This window comes from Azospirillum sp. (assembly GCF_035627195.1).
Taxonomy (GTDB): Bacteria; Pseudomonadota; Alphaproteobacteria; order Azospirillales; family Azospirillaceae; genus Azospirillum.
The window spans coordinates 1-16,514 of sequence record NZ_DASPMG010000346.1 but is presented as its reverse complement, the minus strand read 5'-3'; the positions used below and the strand labels follow the sequence as shown (position 1 = coordinate 16,514).

At 69.4% G+C, this 16,514-nt stretch carries 15 protein-coding genes; 4 read left to right on the top strand and 11 right to left on the bottom strand.

The window, feature by feature from the left end; translation table 11 throughout:
- The 10 genes from VED21_RS30765 to VED21_RS30720 all read right to left on the bottom strand — a co-directional run.
- On the bottom strand, window positions 1–747 hold a 747-nt coding region (locus tag VED21_RS30765), incomplete at its 3' end, for a tetratricopeptide repeat protein (RefSeq protein WP_324889344.1).
- On the bottom strand, window positions 744–1,835 hold the full coding sequence (pseB, locus tag VED21_RS30760; RefSeq protein WP_324889342.1) for a UDP-N-acetylglucosamine 4,6-dehydratase (inverting): 1,092 nt from the start codon (window positions 1,833–1,835) through the stop codon (window positions 744–746). The genes VED21_RS30765 and pseB, both read right to left, overlap by 4 nt.
- Before the next feature lie 80 nt (window positions 1,836–1,915).
- Entirely contained in the window at window positions 1,916–4,141 is a 2,226-nt protein-coding gene (locus VED21_RS30755) for a tetratricopeptide repeat protein (protein ID WP_324889340.1), read from the bottom strand.
- A 45-nt stretch (window positions 4,142–4,186) separates the two neighbouring features.
- Window positions 4,187–4,594: a flagellar biosynthesis repressor FlbT gene (locus VED21_RS30750; protein ID WP_324889338.1), complete on the bottom strand. Its 408-nt coding sequence runs from the start codon at window positions 4,592–4,594 to the stop codon at window positions 4,187–4,189.
- Between the two features lie 131 nt (window positions 4,595–4,725).
- Window positions 4,726–6,540, bottom strand: coding sequence for a flagellin (locus tag VED21_RS30745; protein ID WP_324889336.1), 1,815 nt, complete (start codon window positions 6,538–6,540; stop codon window positions 4,726–4,728).
- Between the two features lie 259 nt (window positions 6,541–6,799).
- A complete protein-coding gene (locus tag VED21_RS30740) occupies window positions 6,800–8,785 on the bottom strand; it encodes a tetratricopeptide repeat protein (protein WP_324889334.1) in 1,986 nt (661 codons plus the stop codon).
- The gene (locus VED21_RS30735) at window positions 8,782–9,120 is read right to left on the bottom strand and encodes a DUF1491 family protein (RefSeq protein ID WP_324889332.1); all 339 of its coding nucleotides are present in this window, start codon (window positions 9,118–9,120) and stop codon (window positions 8,782–8,784) included. The genes VED21_RS30740 and VED21_RS30735 overlap by 4 nt, the downstream gene beginning before the upstream one ends.
- 95 nt (window positions 9,121–9,215) lie before the next feature.
- Window positions 9,216–10,793 carry a Flp pilus assembly protein CpaB gene (gene cpaB, locus VED21_RS30730; protein WP_324889330.1) on the bottom strand — a complete coding sequence of 526 codons (1,578 nt, stop codon included), beginning with the start codon at window positions 10,791–10,793 and terminating at the stop codon, window positions 9,216–9,218.
- Window positions 10,794–10,815: 22 nt separating this feature from the next.
- A complete protein-coding gene (locus VED21_RS30725) occupies window positions 10,816–11,328 on the bottom strand; it encodes an A24 family peptidase (RefSeq protein ID WP_324889328.1) in 513 nt (170 codons plus the stop codon).
- 67 nt (window positions 11,329–11,395) lie between these two features.
- A complete protein-coding gene (locus VED21_RS30720) occupies window positions 11,396–11,569 on the bottom strand; it encodes a Flp family type IVb pilin (RefSeq protein WP_324889326.1) in 174 nt (57 codons plus the stop codon).
- Window positions 11,570–12,035: 466 nt separating this feature from the next.
- On the opposite strand from VED21_RS30720, the gene VED21_RS30715 reads away from it, so the two are divergent.
- Complete coding sequence (locus tag VED21_RS30715; RefSeq protein ID WP_324889324.1) at window positions 12,036–12,791, top strand: Crp/Fnr family transcriptional regulator; 756 nt, start codon at window positions 12,036–12,038, stop codon at window positions 12,789–12,791.
- A 3-nt stretch (window positions 12,792–12,794) separates the two neighbouring features.
- Here VED21_RS30715 and VED21_RS30710 read toward each other — a convergent pair whose 3' ends face one another.
- Window positions 12,795–13,469 (bottom strand): tetratricopeptide repeat protein, encoded by a 675-nt coding sequence (locus tag VED21_RS30710; RefSeq protein ID WP_324889322.1) that lies wholly within the window; start codon window positions 13,467–13,469, stop codon window positions 12,795–12,797.
- Window positions 13,470–13,557: 88 nt separating this feature from the next.
- Between VED21_RS30710 and VED21_RS30705 the strand changes: the two genes are divergently transcribed.
- The 3 genes from VED21_RS30705 to VED21_RS30695 form a co-directional block, all read left to right on the top strand.
- On the top strand, window positions 13,558–14,943 hold the full coding sequence (locus tag VED21_RS30705) for a type II and III secretion system protein family protein (RefSeq protein ID WP_324889320.1): 1,386 nt from the start codon (window positions 13,558–13,560) through the stop codon (window positions 14,941–14,943).
- A 5-nt stretch (window positions 14,944–14,948) separates the two neighbouring features.
- Complete coding sequence (locus VED21_RS30700) at window positions 14,949–15,617, top strand: CpaD family pilus assembly lipoprotein (RefSeq protein WP_324889317.1); 669 nt, start codon at window positions 14,949–14,951, stop codon at window positions 15,615–15,617.
- A gap of 223 nt (window positions 15,618–15,840) precedes the next feature.
- A partial coding sequence (locus VED21_RS30695) for an AAA family ATPase (protein ID WP_324889315.1) occupies window positions 15,841–16,514 on the top strand: 674 nt, incomplete at its 3' end.

Here is a 16,514-nt window from a genome sequence, read left to right as displayed (position 1 = left end):
CAGCAGGTTGTAGAGGTACTCGCGTTGGGTATGGAGGCCGTTCGGCAACAGCCGGGCGGCGGCCTGATAATGGACCAGCGCCTCGGCGCGCCGGTGGGCCTGAGTGAAGAGATTGGCGACGTTGAAGTGGGTATCGGCCATGTCGGGGGCGATCGCCAGCGCCTGGCGGAAGGCGGCCAGAGCTTCCGTGCCGCGCCCGGTGGCGCGGTAGGCCGAGGCAAGATTGCTGAGCGCGCCGGCGTCGCGGGGATTGAGCGCGATGGCGCAGGCGTAGGCGGCGATGGCGGCCTCGCTCCGGTTCAGCGCGGCCAGGGCGACGCCCAGGTTGTTGAAGGCCAGCGGCGAGGTGGGGGCCAGTGCAATGGCACGCTCGTACAAAGGCACCGCGTCGGCGGCCCGGCCGATACCCTGCAGGGCGTCGGCGAACTTGCCCAGGAGGTTGGCGTTGTCGGGGGTCAGTGCCACCGCCCGGCCCAGGGCCCGCGCCACCTTGGCCGTCTGCCCCAGCGTGGTGTAGGCCACCCCCAGGTTCTGCCACGCCGTCGCCAGGGTCGGCTGGTGCGTCACGGCCTGTTCCATCAGCGCGGCGGCTTCGGCGGCGCGCCCCCGGCCGAGCGCCACGACCCCCAGCAGGTGAAGGGCTTCCGCGTCCGCCGGGGTGGCGGCCAGGATGCCCCGCAGCCGTTCCTCCGCCGCGTCCAGGCGGTTGGCCCGGTAGAGCGCCAGGGCTTCGGCCAGCGCGCTCACGGCTGGGCGGTTTCCGCCAGCAACGCTTTCAGCCGTTCGGCGTCGAGCCAGTCGGTGTTGGTGTTGGAGGCATAGCAGAAGCCGTCGGCCACCGGCTGGGCGCCGTGCTTCTCGTAGGGTTCGCGCAGCCACCAGGAGAACGCCGGTTCGATCACGTACCGGTCCTGGAGTTCCAGGGTCTGGCGGGAATCGTCGGCGGTGATCATGACCTCGTGCAGTTTCTCGCCCGGACGGATGCCGACGACGCGCCACGGCAGATCGGGAGCGAGGCTCTGGGCCAGATCGACGATGCGCATGGAGGGGATCTTGGGCACGAAGATCTCCGCCCCTTGCATCAGGGCGAAGCAGGAGATGACGAACTCCACCCCGTGCTGGAGCGTGATCCAGAAGCGGGTCATGCGCTCGTCGGTGACGGGCAGCGCGTCCTCCCCTTCCGCGATCAGCTTGCGGAACAGCGGGATCACCGAGCCCCTCGACCCCACCACGTTGCCGTAGCGCACCACGGAAAAGCGGGTGCCGACCGAGCCCGACAGGTTGTTGGCGGCGATGAAGACCTTGTCGGCGGCCAGCTTGCTGGCGCCGTAAAGGTTGATGGGGCTGGCCGCCTTGTCGGTGGACAGGGCGATCACCTTGGACACCCCGGCCCTGAGCGACGCCTGCACCACGTTCTCGGCGCCGTAGACGTTGGTGCGGATGCACTCCATCGGGTTGTACTCGGCGGCCGGCACATGCTTGAGCGCGGCGGCGTGGACACAGAAGTCCACCTCGCGCATCGCCATCTCCAGCCGGTCGGGGTCGCGCACATCGCCGATGAAGAAGCGCAGGATGTGGCCCCATTCCGCCCCCAGCCGCTGCTGCATCTCGTACTGCTTGTACTCGTCGCGGGAGAACACGATCAGCCGGCGCGGCTGGGCGTTGCGCAGCACCGTCTCGATGAAGCGTTGGCCGAAGGAGCCGGTGCCGCCCGTCACCAGGATCGAGGCGCCGTTGAACTGTTCCAGCGCGGTCTTGATCAACGTCTCCGGTGAGACGTTGACGACGCGGCGGGAGGAGCGGCGGCGCGCGGGTGCGGGCTGTTGGACAGTCATGGAGTCCCCTTGGGCGGGCAGCCGTCTTGCTGAGTTCTGCCCTTTCTGTCTAACCCATCGGGAGGAACCATGGCGACAGATTATCGGGGCAAGCTTCGGGCCATGGCCTCCAGCATGTCGTCGAGCGTCTGGCCGGCGCGGGCGTAGAACAGCCGCATCGCCGGAAACCAGGGACGGCGACGGGTGCCCAGCGTGGTCCAGTCCCCCGTCCAGGCCACGCGCCACGTCGGCACGCCCAATGCCGCCGCCAGTTCGCCGGTCGACGTCGGGCCGCTGATCACCAGATCGAGACCAGACATCAGCGCGGCCGTCTCCTCGAAGTCGTTCAGCAGATCGAGGTCGGGCCAACGGTGGATGACAATTCCGAAACGGCGCTCGACATCGCGGATTTCCGCTTCGCAATCGTCGTATTGCAGGCGGACGAAGTGGATGCCCGGCTGCCGCAGCAGCGGCTCCCACTGCTTCAGCCCGGTGTAGGAGTGGCCGCGCCCGCCCGACAGCAACGCCGAGCGCCAGCCGATGCCGATCCTCAGCCCCGGCCCCAAGGCGGCCAGCCGGTCGCGCCAGCGCGCCGCCCGCGCGGGGTCGGCGGCAAGGAAGGCGGGGGCGGCGGGAAAGCTCTCCGGCCCAGGGCGGAAGTATCGCGGCAGCGAGCCCGCCGGTATGTGGCGGTCGACGTTGGCCGGGGTGCGGGTTTCGGCCCGCACGGTGGCTTGGGGAAAGGCGCGGGCGAACAGGGAAACCAGACGCCGGTCGCACTCGATCACCACATGTCCGGCGTGGCGGATCAGGTCGGGATAGCACGAGGCGAACATCAACTCGTCGCCCACCCCCTGTTCGCGCCACACCAGGATGCGCTGGCCCGACGGGCCGTCGCCGCGCCATTCCGGCAGGGGGAACCGGCGGTCGGGCTTGGCCTGACCGGCGGCGAACCGCCAGTCGAACGCGCGCCAGCCCTCGGCCAATTCGCCCCGTGCCAGCAGCATCAGGGCGCGGTTCCAGTGGGCCTTGGCGAAACGGGGTTCCAGGGCGGCGGCGCGGGTATAAAAGGCTTCGGCGGCGGCGAACTCACCCTGGGCCTGATGCAGGGTGCCCAGATTGTTCAGCGCGCGGGCGTGACGGGGGGTGAGGGCGAGCGCCCGGCGCTGGCAGGCCGCCGCCGTCTTGAAATCTCCGCGCTCCTCGTGGACGACGCCCAGGTTGGCGTGGGCGTCGGCATGGCCGGGCGTCAGCGCGATGGCCCGGATATGGCAGATTTCCGCCTCCGCCAGCCGTCCCTGGTCCTTGTAGGCGATGCCCAGCGTGGTATGGGCCTCGGCCAGCTCCGGGGCCAGATCGGTGGCGCGCGACAGGCAGGCCACCGCTTCGGCGGCCCGGCCCAGGCCGATGAGCGCCCGGCCCAGATTGACGTAGGCGTCGGCGTAGTCGGGGCGGAGGTCCAGCGCCACCCGGAACCGTTCGGCGGCCTCGGCGGGGCGGCCCTCGTCGTGCAGGGCGACGCCCAGATTGTTATGGGCGTCGGCCCAGTGGGGCTTGAGATCGATGACGCGGGTATAGAGGTCGATGGCTTGCGTGCGCCGGCCGGCGAGCTGGAGGGTGTCGGCCAGCGCCGACAGCACTTCGGCCTGGGAAGGCAGGCGCGCCAGCGCCGCGCGAAAGCACGGTTCGGCCCCCGCCAGATCGCCGCGTCCGCGCAGCAGGAGTCCCAGGCGGTAGCGGGCCTCGGCGTGGGCCGGGTCAAGCTCCGCCACCCGGCGCAACGCCGCTTCCGCCTCCGCTTCGCGGCCGAGGTCAAGGAGCGAGAGGGCCAGATTATACCGGGCGCCGCAATGCCGGGGGGCGATGTCGAGGGCCTGCCGGCAGGCCTGGGCCGCCGCCTCCGGTTTGCCGGCCTGGTGCAGCGTGGCCGCCAGATTGGCGTAGGCTTCGGCGTAGTCGGGCTGGAGCGCCGTGGCCCGGCGGTAGGCGGATGCCGCTTCCCACAGCTTGTCGGGCGCCTGCCGCCCTTGCGCCGCCAGCAGGTTGCCCAGGCTGTTCCAGGCGGCGGCGAAGGAGGGGACGAGATCCAGTGCCCGGCGCACCCGCACCTCGCTTTCCTCCATCTCGCCCTGTTGGAACAGGGCGACGCCCAGGAGGTGCAGCGCGTCGGCGTGGTCGGGCGACAGGGCCAGGGCCTGACGGTAGAGCGCCTCGGCCTCGGCCAGCCGCCCGGCCTGATGGAGCGCCACGGCCTCGGCCAGCCGCGCTTCGACCTTGGAGGCGGTCGGGGGGGCCTTGGGCGGCGGCGGGCGATGCTTGCGGCTCATCAGCGATCTTGCCTGGGATCTCGACCGAAGCCGGTCACCGAAGGATCAGGACTCGGCCCCGGCGGCGCTTGGCGCCCTGGCCTTGCCGGTGTCCGGCTTGAACAGCTTGCGGCAGATCTTGAGCGCCCGGTAGTAGTTTCCTTCGCCCACCAGCTGGGCGATCTCGTCCAGGGACTTGGCGGCGTCGGCGCGGGTTTCGCGGGCCTCGGCCAGAATGCTTTCAAAGCGCGTGAGGTTGAGCGCGGTATCCTCGGGGAAGATGTAAATCAATTGAATGATGAAATAGAGTTTCTTTTCCACGCAGTCGATCAACTCCTCCTTGAGGATTTCCCGGCCGCGCAGAAAATTGACGGTATTGTAAAGGTATAAAACACCCGGACGATCTCCCGCGCCGACTACGGCACCATTGATGATGATTTTTTCGTCGGGGCGAAGAACGACTTTGAGGGGCATGAACGCGATCCTTCGGGCGGGGAGCGGGCCGATACAGGCTGAGCCGAAGTCGTGATCTTAATAGAGTTCGCGGGCGGCGGCTAGTGAAGCCGCCGCCCGCTCGCCCCTTGTTACCGGAACTCCAATCCCGCTTAGAACAGCCGCAGGATGGCCTGTTGCGACTGGTTGGCCATGCTGAGGGCGATGGTGCCGAGCTGCTGCCGGGTTTGCAGCATCAGCTGGTTGGCGCCTTCCTCGTTCTGGTCAGCCAGGGTCAGCTTGTTGGAACCTTCCACCAGCACGTCCGAGAATTCCTTGGTGAAGGTTTCCCGGGTCGTGACGATGTTCAGGTTGGTCGACAGCGACTGCGAGGCGGCGCGCAGAGCACCCTTCGCGTGTTCGATGCCGGCCACCGCCTTGTCGATGTCCGAGCGGTCCACCCAGTCGTTCTGCGCCGCGTCAAGACGCAGGCCCTGGCCGTCCGTCGTCACGTTCTGCGAGACAACCGTGATGCTGTTCGAGTTGTTCTCGTTGAACTGGACGGTCAGGTCGTTCGAGGTGTTGGCATCCGACACCTGGACGCTGGTGATGCTGGCCTGCTGCTGGCCTTGGGCGGCGGCCTTGATCGTCTTCTCGTCGATCGTCATGCGGACGGTGCCGCTGTCGAAGGCGAACGAGTTCTCGCCGTTGGCCAGTTTGCCCAGGCCACGCTGGCTGTTGCCGTCACGGGTGACGGTGGTGCCGGCGAGGTTGGTGGCCGTGATCTTGATGTCGACGTTCTTCTCGATCGACGACATGCCGTTGCCGCCGTTCACCGCCGTTTCCATCAGCTTGCGGTCGACGGTGAAAGACACCGTGGCGCCCGAAGCGAAGGTTTCGCTGATCTGCTTGAACTGGGCGTTCTCAGCGGTCGAGCTGACGGTGAAATCACCACGCTCCTGCGTGCCGGCGATCGTGAGGGTGCCGGCGGTCGCATCGGCGCTGACGCTCACGCCAGAAACGTTCGTGCCCATCTGAGTCGACAGATTCTGCGCGATCGTCCCGGCGTCGTCGCCTTCCTGAGCCTCGTAGACGAAGCTCTGGCCGGCTACCGCCACCGTGAAGGTATCACCCTTCTCGATGGTGCCGCTGAAGCTCACGTTGGCCGTCTTGCCGGTGCTCGAGGTCGACGGAATCGTTACCGCCGTCTCGGCCTTCTGGCTGTTGTCGAAGTACTTGACCGTGCGCGACTCCGTGCCATCGCTGATGGTGAAGGTCCGCTCACGACCGGCCACGCCGCGGGTTTCGATGGTGACGTCCGAGAAGCTGCCCAGCGTGCCGTTCAGCTCACCGCCAACCGACAGCGAGGTCAGGCCACGATCCTGCTCCGCCTTCGAGATGTCGGCGGTGTTGCCCGAGATCGCGGCGCTGCCCTCCACCTTGACCGTGTAGGTGTCTTGCGACACGACGTTCGAGGTGCGGGCGTTGTCGACACCGACGATGCTGTTGGCCTGGCCACGGCTCTCCGACGTGGAGTCGAGACGCAACCCGTTGCCCGACAGCATGTTCTTGCCGGCATAACCGCTGTCGCCAGCGATCTTGTCGATCTGGGCCTTGATGGTGTTGAACTGCTGGGCCAGCGTCTTGCGGGTCTGCATCGAAGCCGCATCGTTGCCCAGGGCGCCGAAGGCGGCGGTGGTCAGACCGCGAGCCTGTTCGACCAGGGATTCGATCGCCGAAATACCCTTGTCGCCAGCCTTGATGGTGTTGATGGCCTGGCCCATGGCGTCCTTCAGGGCGGTCAGGTCGCCGGCCCGCTGGTTCAGTCCCTTGGCCGCGAAGAAGGCGGTCGGGCCGTCCAGAGCGCTGTTGATCTTGTTGCCCGTCGACAGAGCCTGTTGGGTGCGGTCCATCCTCGATTGCGTCGACTGCAGGAGCAGCAGGTTGCTACGCATGGTGGCCGTCAGGCCGACATCACTCACAGACATGATACGCACTCCTTTGGAGTTCCGGTGAGCCGGCGCCGGGGGTTCTTTTTGCGCCGGGAGCAGCCATTTGGTCGCTCGATCAAAAAGGGTAGCAATTGCCGTGCCGAAAACCCGGGCGGCAGAAAATGCCGGAAATCCTTGCCGGATGGATGCCGCCGGGCGGAGCGAGGGGGAAAAATCTGCCGGAGCTAGGCAAAATTCGCCCGGAAGGCGGCAAGAACTTCCGGGCGTTCGGGAAAAATTTGCCCTATCCCCGGTTTCACCGGCCCTGTGATCCGGCGCACCAGCGCCGCCACAGCAGCCGGCAGGCGCCCTCCATCTGACGGGCGAAGCCGGCGGCGTCGAGCAGCGGCGATCGGGCAAGACGCTCGCGCATTTCCAGCCGCAAGGCGGACAGCCGGCGGTGGTCGGAGGCCAGGGCGGCGGCCAGGGCCACGTAGTCCTCGGGCGTGGGCGCCACCAGTTCGGGAAGGCCGGCGCGGGTCAACAGGCTGACGCCGACGCGGCCGGCATGGCGGTCGCCGGCCAGCGCCACCACCGGCACGCCCATCCACAACGCCTCGCAGGTCGTCGTCGTGCCGTTGTAGGGGAACGGGTCGAGCGCCACGTCCACCCCGGCGTAAAGGGCCAGGTGACCGGCGGGATGCGCGGTCCACGGCAGAATTTCGATGCGCTCCGCCGCGATGCCGTGGCCGGCGAACAGGGCCAGGATGCGGTCGCGGGTGGCGGGATCGCCGAGCGGCATGCTCTTCAGCGCCAGCCGCGCCCCCGGCACCCGCCGTAACACGGCCGACCACAGGGCGACCACCTCGGGCCGCATCTTGTTCAGGTTGTTGAACGACCCGAAGGTGACGGGAGCGCCGGTCAGGCACGGCGGCGCCACCACCCGGGGGGCGTCGCCGGGCGGGGTGTAGCACAGGAAGCCGCGTGGCAGGCGCACCAGGGTTTCGGTATGGAAGCGGTCGGCTTCTCCCTCCGGGTCGGCCAGGGCGTCGGTGAGGCGGTAGCCGATGGAGGTCAGGCCGGTGGTGTTGGGATAGCCCAGCCACGTCACCTGCACCGGCGCCGGCTTTTGCGCGAACGCCAGCAGCTTGTGGTCGGCGAAGTGCCCGGCCATGTCGATAAGGATGTCGATGCCGTCGCCGCGCACCTGCCCGGCCAGCCGCGCCTCGGGCCAGCCCGATACGTTGACCCAGCGGTCGGCGAGCGCCCGGATGCGGTCGGAATAGGCGTCGGGGCTCTTGAGGCTGGCGTAGCAGGTGATCTCCACCTGGGAAGGATCGCGATGCTCGACCAGCGGCAGGAAGAAGAAGGCGCAGGAGTGGCGTCGGAAATCGGGGGAGTAGTAGCCGACCTTGAGGCGGCGCTCCGGATCGGCGGAGTGGGCGTGCGGCCGGGCCAGGGCGGCGAGCGGCCGGCAGTGGCGCGCGTCGAACGCCCGATGAGCGGCGAACACGCGCTCCCGCGACACGTCCGACAGGTAGTTGAGATTGATGATGAGATTGCTGTGCGCCGGAGCCAGATCGGGCTGGAGGGTGAGCGCCCGATGGAAGGCGGTCTGGGCCTCCTCCCCCCGAGCTTGGCTGAACAGGGCATTACCATAGTTGCTCCAGCACTCGGCGTAGTCGGGGGCGAGCCGCAGGGCCGTCTCGAAGGCCAGGATGCCGTCGCCCAGCCGCCCGCCGGCCAGCAGGCTCTGGGCGTAATTGTTCCAGGCCTCCGCATACCCCGGCCGCATCGCCAGCGTCTGGAGGAAGGCGGCGATGGCGCCCTTGACCCGGCCCTGAGCCTGGAGGGCCGAGGCAAGGTTGTTGAGGCATTCGGCTTCCCTCGGGTCAAGGGCCAGCGCCGCGCGGTAGGCGGCGATGGCCTCCTCCGGCCGCCCCTGCCCTTGCAGGATGTTGCCCAGGTTCTTGAGCGCCAGCACCTGATCGGGCTTGAGCGCGATGGCGGCGCGGTAGGCCGCTTCCGCCTCCGCCAGCCGCCCCCGCGCGGCCAGGGCGTTGCCCAGGTTGTACCAGGCTTCGGGAAAGTCCGGCTGGGCGGCGACGGCGCGGCCGATGAGCGCGGCGGCGCGGGCGTCGTCGCCGCGCCGCCGCGCCAGGAGCCCCAGAAGATGCAGCGCCTCGGGCAACTCCGGCGCCGCGCGCAACACCTGGAGATAGCACGCCTCCGCCCGGTCGAGCCGGTCGGCCCTGTGGTGCTCGAAGCCCTGAGCCAGGATGGCGCCGATGGTCGCCATCATCCGATGATCTTGCCCTCGAAGACGGACCGGCCCTGGCGGTCCTCCACCTCGATCACCCAGACGTCGGGATCGAAGCGGACCTGGCGTTCGATGTAGCGGTCGGCCTCGGCCTCGGCGACGGGCTCGGGTCCGGTGGCTCGCGACCAGACGAGATCGTCGCCGCCGTCCTGGCGCACCTGGACCAGCACCGTGCAGCCGTGCTCCAACCGGTTCAGTTTGAGGATGACGGTGCCGCGCTCGCGGTCGCCGCGCCGCGCCACCACCACGGGGATACCCTGGAGGTTGGCGGTGCGCAGGTGCGCGGAAACCCAGAGATGGGTAGGCAGGCGGGTCACGAGGGGACTCCCGGAGCAGGACTGGTTCGGCACTGTAGCGGAATCCGACCGCCGCCGCGTCAAGCGATAAGCGCCTCCCCCCCCCTTGCGGTCGATCAGTTCGGCACTGTAACGGAAACCGGCTGCGACCCGCGATAGATGGTGATGGTGCGGCCGCCTCCGCCCCTGCTCCCGTCCCCGCCGGCCGCCCCCGCCCCGTCGCCCTTGACGATCGAACGCAGCGCGCCGGAGAAATCGAGGTCGCGGGTGAAGGAGTTGGCCGCCGGGAGAGCGGGCGGGGCGGCCTTGGCGTCGGCGACCCGCGTCGGCGCCTCGGTTTCGCCCGCCGGGCGCAGCACCAGCACCAGTTCACCCATGCTGGCGGCCACCGACAGCATTTCGGACTCCTTCGGCGAGGCTTCCAGGGTGGCGGTGCTGCCGGCCTGGGGCAGGCCGGTTTCGGGGTTCAGCGCCGCCTCGATCGACAACACCCGCACGTTGCGGGCCACCGTCTCGGTGAAGGTGCGCTTGGTCAGGGCGGCGCTCGGCGACTTCTCCTCGACGATGCCGGTGTAGAGCACGTCCACCCGGTCGCCCGGGGTGATGAAGCCGGACACCGCCGTCTGCGGCTTGATGGCGACGCTGACGGCGCGCAGGCCCGGCCGCAACGCCAGCGGCACGAAACGGGCCTCGGACGGGCGGACCACGGCTTCGCGCGGGATCGGCGACCCGGATGCCATGCCCGTGGCGACCAGCGCGCCGCGCAGGCTGCGGGTGTCGTCGTCACTGCCCATGACATGGAGATCGGCGTCGATGCCGGGCACGGCTCGCCACGCGAGGTCGGCGTCGGACAGCAGCGCTCCCGGCGCGATATCCCGCGCCGCCACCAGCACGCGGGCGTGCCTTTCCCGCTCGGCCTTCAACAGCGGGCTGATATCGACGTCGCGGGTGGTGGTCGGGGGAGGAAGGTCATCGGCGACCCCGCTGAAAGCCGAGCGCAAGGCAAAGGACAGGACTCCCATCTGGCGGCCGAGAAAGATCGTCTCGGCCTGGGGCGGGGTGACGGCCAGGGTGACGGTCTTGCCCACCTTGGCGCCGCCCTTGTCGTCGGTCTTCAGGTTCTGGTCGATGGCCAGCACGCGGACATCGCGGACGATGGTTTCGCTGACGCCGCTGCCCCTGGCGGATTCACCGTCGGTGGTGGCGGCGGTCAGCTTGTGGGAGAGGATGACGTCCACCCGGTCGCCCGGCTGGACGAGACCGGCCAGCGCCTGGGAGTCGTCCACCTTGAGGGTGACGGCCCGTTCCCCTTCCTCCAGGATCGCCGCCAGGAAGCCCTTGGAATCACGGCGCACCAGCTTGCCGTCGGTCACCGGCTCGCCGGCGAACAGCGCCTGACGCGCCGCCGATTCCACCAGCTTGTCCAGCGCGTCGGGGCGGCCCTGGCGGGTGATGTAGGCGGCGTTGAGCGAGGCTTCGGGCCACGGTTGCCACGCCAGGGTGCGGCGGGTGACGATGCCGCCCAGCGGTACCGGCGCCGTTATCACCAGCACCTCGGTGGAGCGCACCATGGCCGCCTGCTGCCGGCTTTCGGCCTCCAGCGAGGCCTTCTGCTGGACGAGATAGCGGTTGACCATCACGCCGGACAGGATGGCCACCACCAGGGCTCCGGCGATGAGCGCGATCCGCATCATGATGGGTCTCCTGATATGAATGTCAGCCAACGACGGCGGCGACGGCGCGGTCGATCTGCACCAGCCCGCCCAACCCCAGCGCCACCCCGTAAGGCACGCCCTGGTCGCGCCGGTGCAGCCGCTCCGCCCAGGCGATCCGCGCCAGTCCCGCCGGCAGCGCCACGGCGCGGAAGACCAGCAGGAGAGCCGTGAAGGCACCGCCGGCGATCGCCACCGTCAACAGGTAGGCGGGCAGGCCGCTCCAGCCGAACCACAGGCTGACGGCGCCCAGGAACTTCACGTCGCCGCCGCCCCACAGGCCGATGGCGAACAGCACGAACGCCCCGGCGAACGCCGCCAGCGCCGCGGTGACGTGGCTGCCCAGCAGCGCCAGGGGGCTGTAGTCCGGGCCGCCGCCGGTAAGAAGACCGGCGGCGGCCAGCAGAACAAGCATGACGGACAGGGTATCGGGGATCTCGAAGGTCGCGATGTCCCACAGCATCGCGACCGCCAGGACCAGGGCGAAGAGGGCCGTCAGGATCATCGGGCCGTCCATGGGAGCCTCCTTCGGGCGGTGGCCCGCCGTGATCCGTTCCCAGGGCGGCCCCGGCCCTCGCGTCCGCTTACTTCAGGCCGTTGGAGACGTTGGTGAACATGGTGTTCAGGTCGGTGCCGACGGTGCTCAGCACGGTCACGATGGCGATCGCGATGCCGGCGGCGATCAAGCCGTACTCGATGGCCGTGGCACCACGGCGGTCACGCAGCAGGCTCTCGGCCTTCACCAGAAACTTCGTCATGGTTGCTCTCCTTCTAAGACGGGCACGAAAGCGTTCTTCCATGCCGCTGATTGCGCTTCTTGATTGTTCGCTCGACGTATTGGTTCGTCAAGTCTGAAGTGGTAACTCGTATTCGCGTCTTCTGAGCACAGAATATCCCATCCCCCGCAGGGCGCTGTGATCCAGGTCACAGGAGGGAATTTAAAGGCGGGCACAGAAACTTACGAAAACGATCGGAAGACGCCAAACAGCGCACCGGCACCGGCGGTTTCTTTCCGGCGCCCTTTCCCCTCCTGGCCGCACGGGTCCCCTTCTGAAAGCGGAAGGGAGAAGGCGGGCTGCCATCGCAGGGTGAAGAAGCGGCGCCGGGTGCCGCCACCGATGTTGGCGCGCGTTTCTTACAAGTTAGCCAAAATCCTTGACGACGGGTATGAAGTGGCCTGACTCTGACCGGCATCGATCGCCACACCACCCGAGCGGACGCACCATGCTGGACAGGTCAGCGCAGACGATGGCAGGCCTCGTCGAGACGGAAACCGGCAGCGGGCTGGCCGTCTGCCCGGTGCTGGCCGACCTGCCGGCCGAGGCGATCGCCTCGCTGGAGACGGCGTCGCGCTGGCTCAAGGTGCCGGCCGAAACCATGGTGGTGCGCCACGACGATCCGTCGGACGCCGTCTACTTCATCGTCTCGGGCGCGGTCCGGGTGTTCTTCCGCACCCGCGAGCAGCACGAGGTCAGCTTCGCCCAGATCGGCCCCGGCGGGGTGTTCGGCGAACTGGCCGCCATCGACGGGCTGGGCCGCTCGGCCGATGTGGTGACGGTGGAGGACTCGGTGCTCGCCGCCTGCCCGCGCGAGGCGTTCGTCGAGGCGTTGCAGCGCTACCCCAAGCTGACCTTCGGCATTCTGGTGAAATTCGCCAACATCATCCGCCAGTCCGACCGGCAGGTGATGCGTTTCGCCTCGCTGTCGGCGACCCAGCGCGTGTACCTTGAGATGCTGCGTCTGGCGGTGCCCGACGTCAGCGGCGACGGCACCTGGGTCTTGAGCCCGGCGCCGTTGCACAAGGATATCGCCAGCTGGGCCGGCACCACCCCCGACGTGGTCGGCCGCGCCATCGGCAACCTGATGCGCGGCGGCATCCTGCGCCGCCAGGGCGGCGACCTCCAGGTGATGGACCGCACCCGGCTGGAAACCCTCGCCCACATGGAAAACCCGCCCGAGGAGACGGGGGCGGCGGATTAAGCCTCAGCCGCCTTTTCCGGTGCGGCGCAACTCCTCCAGGAAACGGATGTTCTCGCGCACGGTTTCGCGCACCCCCGGCCGGTCGGTCGGCTGCGCTGCCGCCTGACGCAGCAGCCGCAAGCCTTCCTCCAGGTCGCCGGCCATCGCCCGCGACAGACCCAGGTCGTTGAGCACCACCGGGTTGCCGGGCGACAGTTCCAGCGCCCGGCGGTAGGCGGCGGCGGCCTCGTCCCAGCGTTCCAGCCGATCGTAGGCGATGCCCAGCGTTTCGGCCACACGCCAGTCCTGGGGCGCCATCCCCGCCGCCTCTTTCAACGGCGGCAGCGCCCGCTCGGCCTGCCCCGAGGCGAGCAGCACCCGGCCGCGCTCCAGCAGCAGGTCGGCGCGCGGGCCCGTCTCCTTCAGCGTCTCATCGATGGCGGTCAGCGCGGTGTCGGTGCGGCCCAGGGCACGCAGGTTGCGCGACAGGCCGAGCGTCGCCTCGACGTTGCCGGGCTGGCCGTCGCGCAAGGCCGCGTACTGCTGGGCGGCCGTGGCGTAGTCGCGGGCGTCCTCGGCGTTGCGGGCGGTGGCGGCGACGTAATCGTCGAGCCGGGCCAGGGCCGGCGACGTCGACGGCGCCGTGGTCTGGCAGGCTGTCAGGATCAAAGCCAGCAAGAGGGCGGCGGGGTGAGGCATGGCGGTGACTCCGGGTGAGAGTTAAGCCTTCGGTAACCTTGCCCGCCTTACCAAGAACGGAATAGCCCGAAAGAAGGATCGATCCGCCTTGGACGCGTTTTTCTCCGCGACGGCGGCGCGGCTTGGCCGCCTCCGGGCCGTCGGCCTCGCCCTGCTCGTCGGCCTCGCGCTCTTCGTCCTGCCGGCTTTCGCGGCCCCGGCCGACGCCGCCGAGCAGTCGATCACCCTGTCCATGACCAAGGCGCGGTCGTTCGACCTGCCGGTGGACGTGCGCGACGTGCTGATCGCCAACCCCGACATCGCCGACGTGGTGGTGAAATCCTCGCGTCAGGTCTACGTCATCGCCAAGGCGGTCGGCGACACCAACGCCTTCTTCCTCGACGAGGGCGGCAACCAGGTCCTCAAGCTCGACATCCGGGTCGAGGCCGATCTGCGCGCCGTGCGCGAGGCGATCGGCACCTTGATGCCCGACGCCGACATCGAGGTCCGCGCCGTCAACCAGAACATCGCGCTGGTCGGCACCGTGGGGTCGGCGGTGGCGGCCGAGAACGCCCGCGCCATCGCCCGACGCTTCGTCGCCGGCGACAACAACGTCATCAACATGCTGAAGGTGTCGGGCAGCCAGCAGGTGGTGATCCGCGTGCGGGTGGCCGAGGTGCGGCGTACCGTCGCCAAGAAGCTGGGCGTCAACCTGCTGGCCCAGGACGGCGGCCGCTTCTCCTTCCAGACCTTCGGCGGCGGCGTCACCAACACCTTCGGCCAGATCGCCCACCGGGGCGCCACCTTCGGGCTGGAGAACCTGGAGGTCGCCGTCCAGGCGCTGGAAAAGGACGGCCTGTTGAAGACCCTGGCCGAGCCCAACCTGACGGCGTTGTCGGGCGAGAACGCCTCGTTCCTGGCCGGCGGCGAATTCCCGGTGCCGGTGGGCCGCTCCGAGGACGAGCGCGGCACCACCGTCACCATCGAGTTCAAGCAGTTCGGTATCGGCCTCAACTTCACGCCGGTGGTGCTGGACGGTGGGCGCATCTCGCTGCGCATCGCCACCGAGGTGTCGGAGCTGTCCACCGAAGGGGCGATCCGGCTCAGCGATCTGGTGATCCCGGCGCTGGCGGTGCGTCGCGCCAACACCACGGTCGAAATTCCGTCCGGCGGCAGTCTGGTGCTGGCGGGCCTGCTCAACAACCGCATGACCAACGAGATCAACGGCCTGCCGTTCCTGGCCGACATCCCGGTGCTGGGCGCCCTGTTCCGCAGCCCGCAGTTCCAGCGCGACGAAACCGAGCTGGTGGTGATCGCCACCCCCTACATCGTCTCCCCGACCGCGCCCGACCGGCTGGCGCTGCCCACCGACGGCTTCGCCCCGGCCAGCGACATCGACCTCTTCCTTTTCGGCCGTCTCTACTCGCGCTACGCTGATCCGGCCAAGGCCCCGCCGCCGCCGACCGACCGGCCGGTCGGCTACATCATGGAGTGAGACTCGTGACGCTGCCGCGCCATCCGTTGCGTCTTCTCGCCCTGGGGGGGGCTCTGGCGCTCGCCGCCTGCGCCGAGGTGCCGCGGGACCGCTATCCGCCGCCCCCGGCCCACACCATCCTGGTGATGCCCCGGCCCGCCTCGTTGACGGTGCCCGGCGTGGGTCCGAGCGGGCGGCTCGATCCCGCCGACCGCGAGCGTGCCGCGGTCTTCCTGGAGAGCTATCGGGAACGGGCGCGCGGGCCGCTCAGCCTGTCCGTCACCGGCCTCGATCCGGCGGCGGCCCGGCGCACCACCGAGGCGCTGACCAGGCTGGCGCGGCGCCACGGCGTGCCGGCCACCGCCATCGCCGCCACGGCGTCGGCCGCCGGGACCCCGGGCGCTACCCTGGGCTACACCGACTTCGTTGCCGTCCCGCCCGAATGCGGGGGCGAGGTGGGGACGATATACGACCCCGACAACGCCGTGTCGCTCAACCACGGTTGCGCCCTCCAGCGCGATCTGGCCGCCATGGTCGCCAGCCCCGCCGATCTCGTTTCGCCCCGCTCCGCATCCCCGACCGACGGGGCGCGGGTGGCCCGGGTCATCGACGCCTATCGCCAGGGCCAGAACACGTCGGCGCAGCATTCGACCGGGTCCGCCGCCGTTTCCAGCGTCACCGGGGCGCTGAAATAACCCGCTGGAGGCCGCTATTCTCCGCCTGACCGTCCACGCCTTCACCGTCGCCCCCGATACCGCCGGCCTGATCGCCGACGCCCTTGCCGACCGGCGGCTGGCCCGGCTGGAGCCGCGCCGCTTCGACGGCTCGCTGGAGGAGGCGCGCGCGCTGTACGCCGCCGGTCCCTCGGCCTCGCTCCTGCTGGTCGAGGTCGACGGCGGGGGGGATCTGCTGGCGCGGGTGGACGCGCTGGCCGAAGTGTGCGAGCCCGGCACCAACCTGATCCTGCTGGGCGCGGTCAACGATATCGAGATCTACCGGGCGCTGACGCGTCGGGGGGTGGCCGATTATCTGGTGCTGCCGTGCGCGCCGGCCCGCCTCGTCGAAGCGATCCTGGAGCTGTACGCCGACCCCGCCAAGGCGCCCAAGGGGCAGGCCATCGCCGTCATCGGCGCGCGCGGCGGCGCCGGCGCCTCCTCGCTCGCCCACAATCTGGCCCATGTCCTGGCGAAGCCGGAAGGCTCCGACGCGCTGCTGGCCGATCTCGATCTCGCCTTCGGCTCGGCCGATCTGGCCTTCAACGTCGAGACCACCAGCGGCATCCGCAACCTGCTGGCCGATCCCGAGCGCATCGACGAGGTGTTCATCCAGCGCTTCGCCGCGCGGCTGGGCGACCGCCTGCACCTGCTGGCCGCCCCGGCGCTGCTCGACGCCGACGTGCGCGTCGACGCCCGCGCGCTGGAGGCCGCCGTGGACGCCATGCGCCAGCATGTCCGCCACGTCGTCCTCGACCTGCCGCACCAGTGGAACGAGTGGGTGCGCCAGACCCTGCGGCAGGCCGATCAGGTGGTGATCGTCACCACCGGCGACTTGGCCGGTGTGCGCAACGCCCGCAACCTCCTGGACGTCGCCGC

Coding starts and splice junctions, on each gene's coding strand:
- cpaB (WP_324889330.1), bottom strand. CDS start 10,793: ATGATGCGGATCGCGCTCATCGCCGGAGCCCTGGTGGTGGCCATCCTG.
- pseB (WP_324889342.1), bottom strand. CDS start 1,835: ATGACTGTCCAACAGCCCGCACCCGCGCGCCGCCGCTCCTCCCGCCGC.
- VED21_RS30710 (WP_324889322.1), bottom strand. CDS start 13,469: ATGCCTCACCCCGCCGCCCTCTTGCTGGCTTTGATCCTGACAGCCTGC.
- VED21_RS30740 (WP_324889334.1), bottom strand. CDS start 8,785: ATGATGGCGACCATCGGCGCCATCCTGGCTCAGGGCTTCGAGCACCAC.
- VED21_RS30715 (WP_324889324.1), top strand. CDS start 12,036: ATGCTGGACAGGTCAGCGCAGACGATGGCAGGCCTCGTCGAGACGGAA.
- VED21_RS30725 (WP_324889328.1), bottom strand. CDS start 11,328: ATGGACGGCCCGATGATCCTGACGGCCCTCTTCGCCCTGGTCCTGGCG.
- VED21_RS30720 (WP_324889326.1), bottom strand. CDS start 11,569: ATGACGAAGTTTCTGGTGAAGGCCGAGAGCCTGCTGCGTGACCGCCGT.
- VED21_RS30750 (WP_324889338.1), bottom strand. CDS start 4,594: ATGCCCCTCAAAGTCGTTCTTCGCCCCGACGAAAAAATCATCATCAAT.
- VED21_RS30745 (WP_324889336.1), bottom strand. CDS start 6,540: ATGTCTGTGAGTGATGTCGGCCTGACGGCCACCATGCGTAGCAACCTG.
- VED21_RS30755 (WP_324889340.1), bottom strand. CDS start 4,141: ATGAGCCGCAAGCATCGCCCGCCGCCGCCCAAGGCCCCCCCGACCGCC.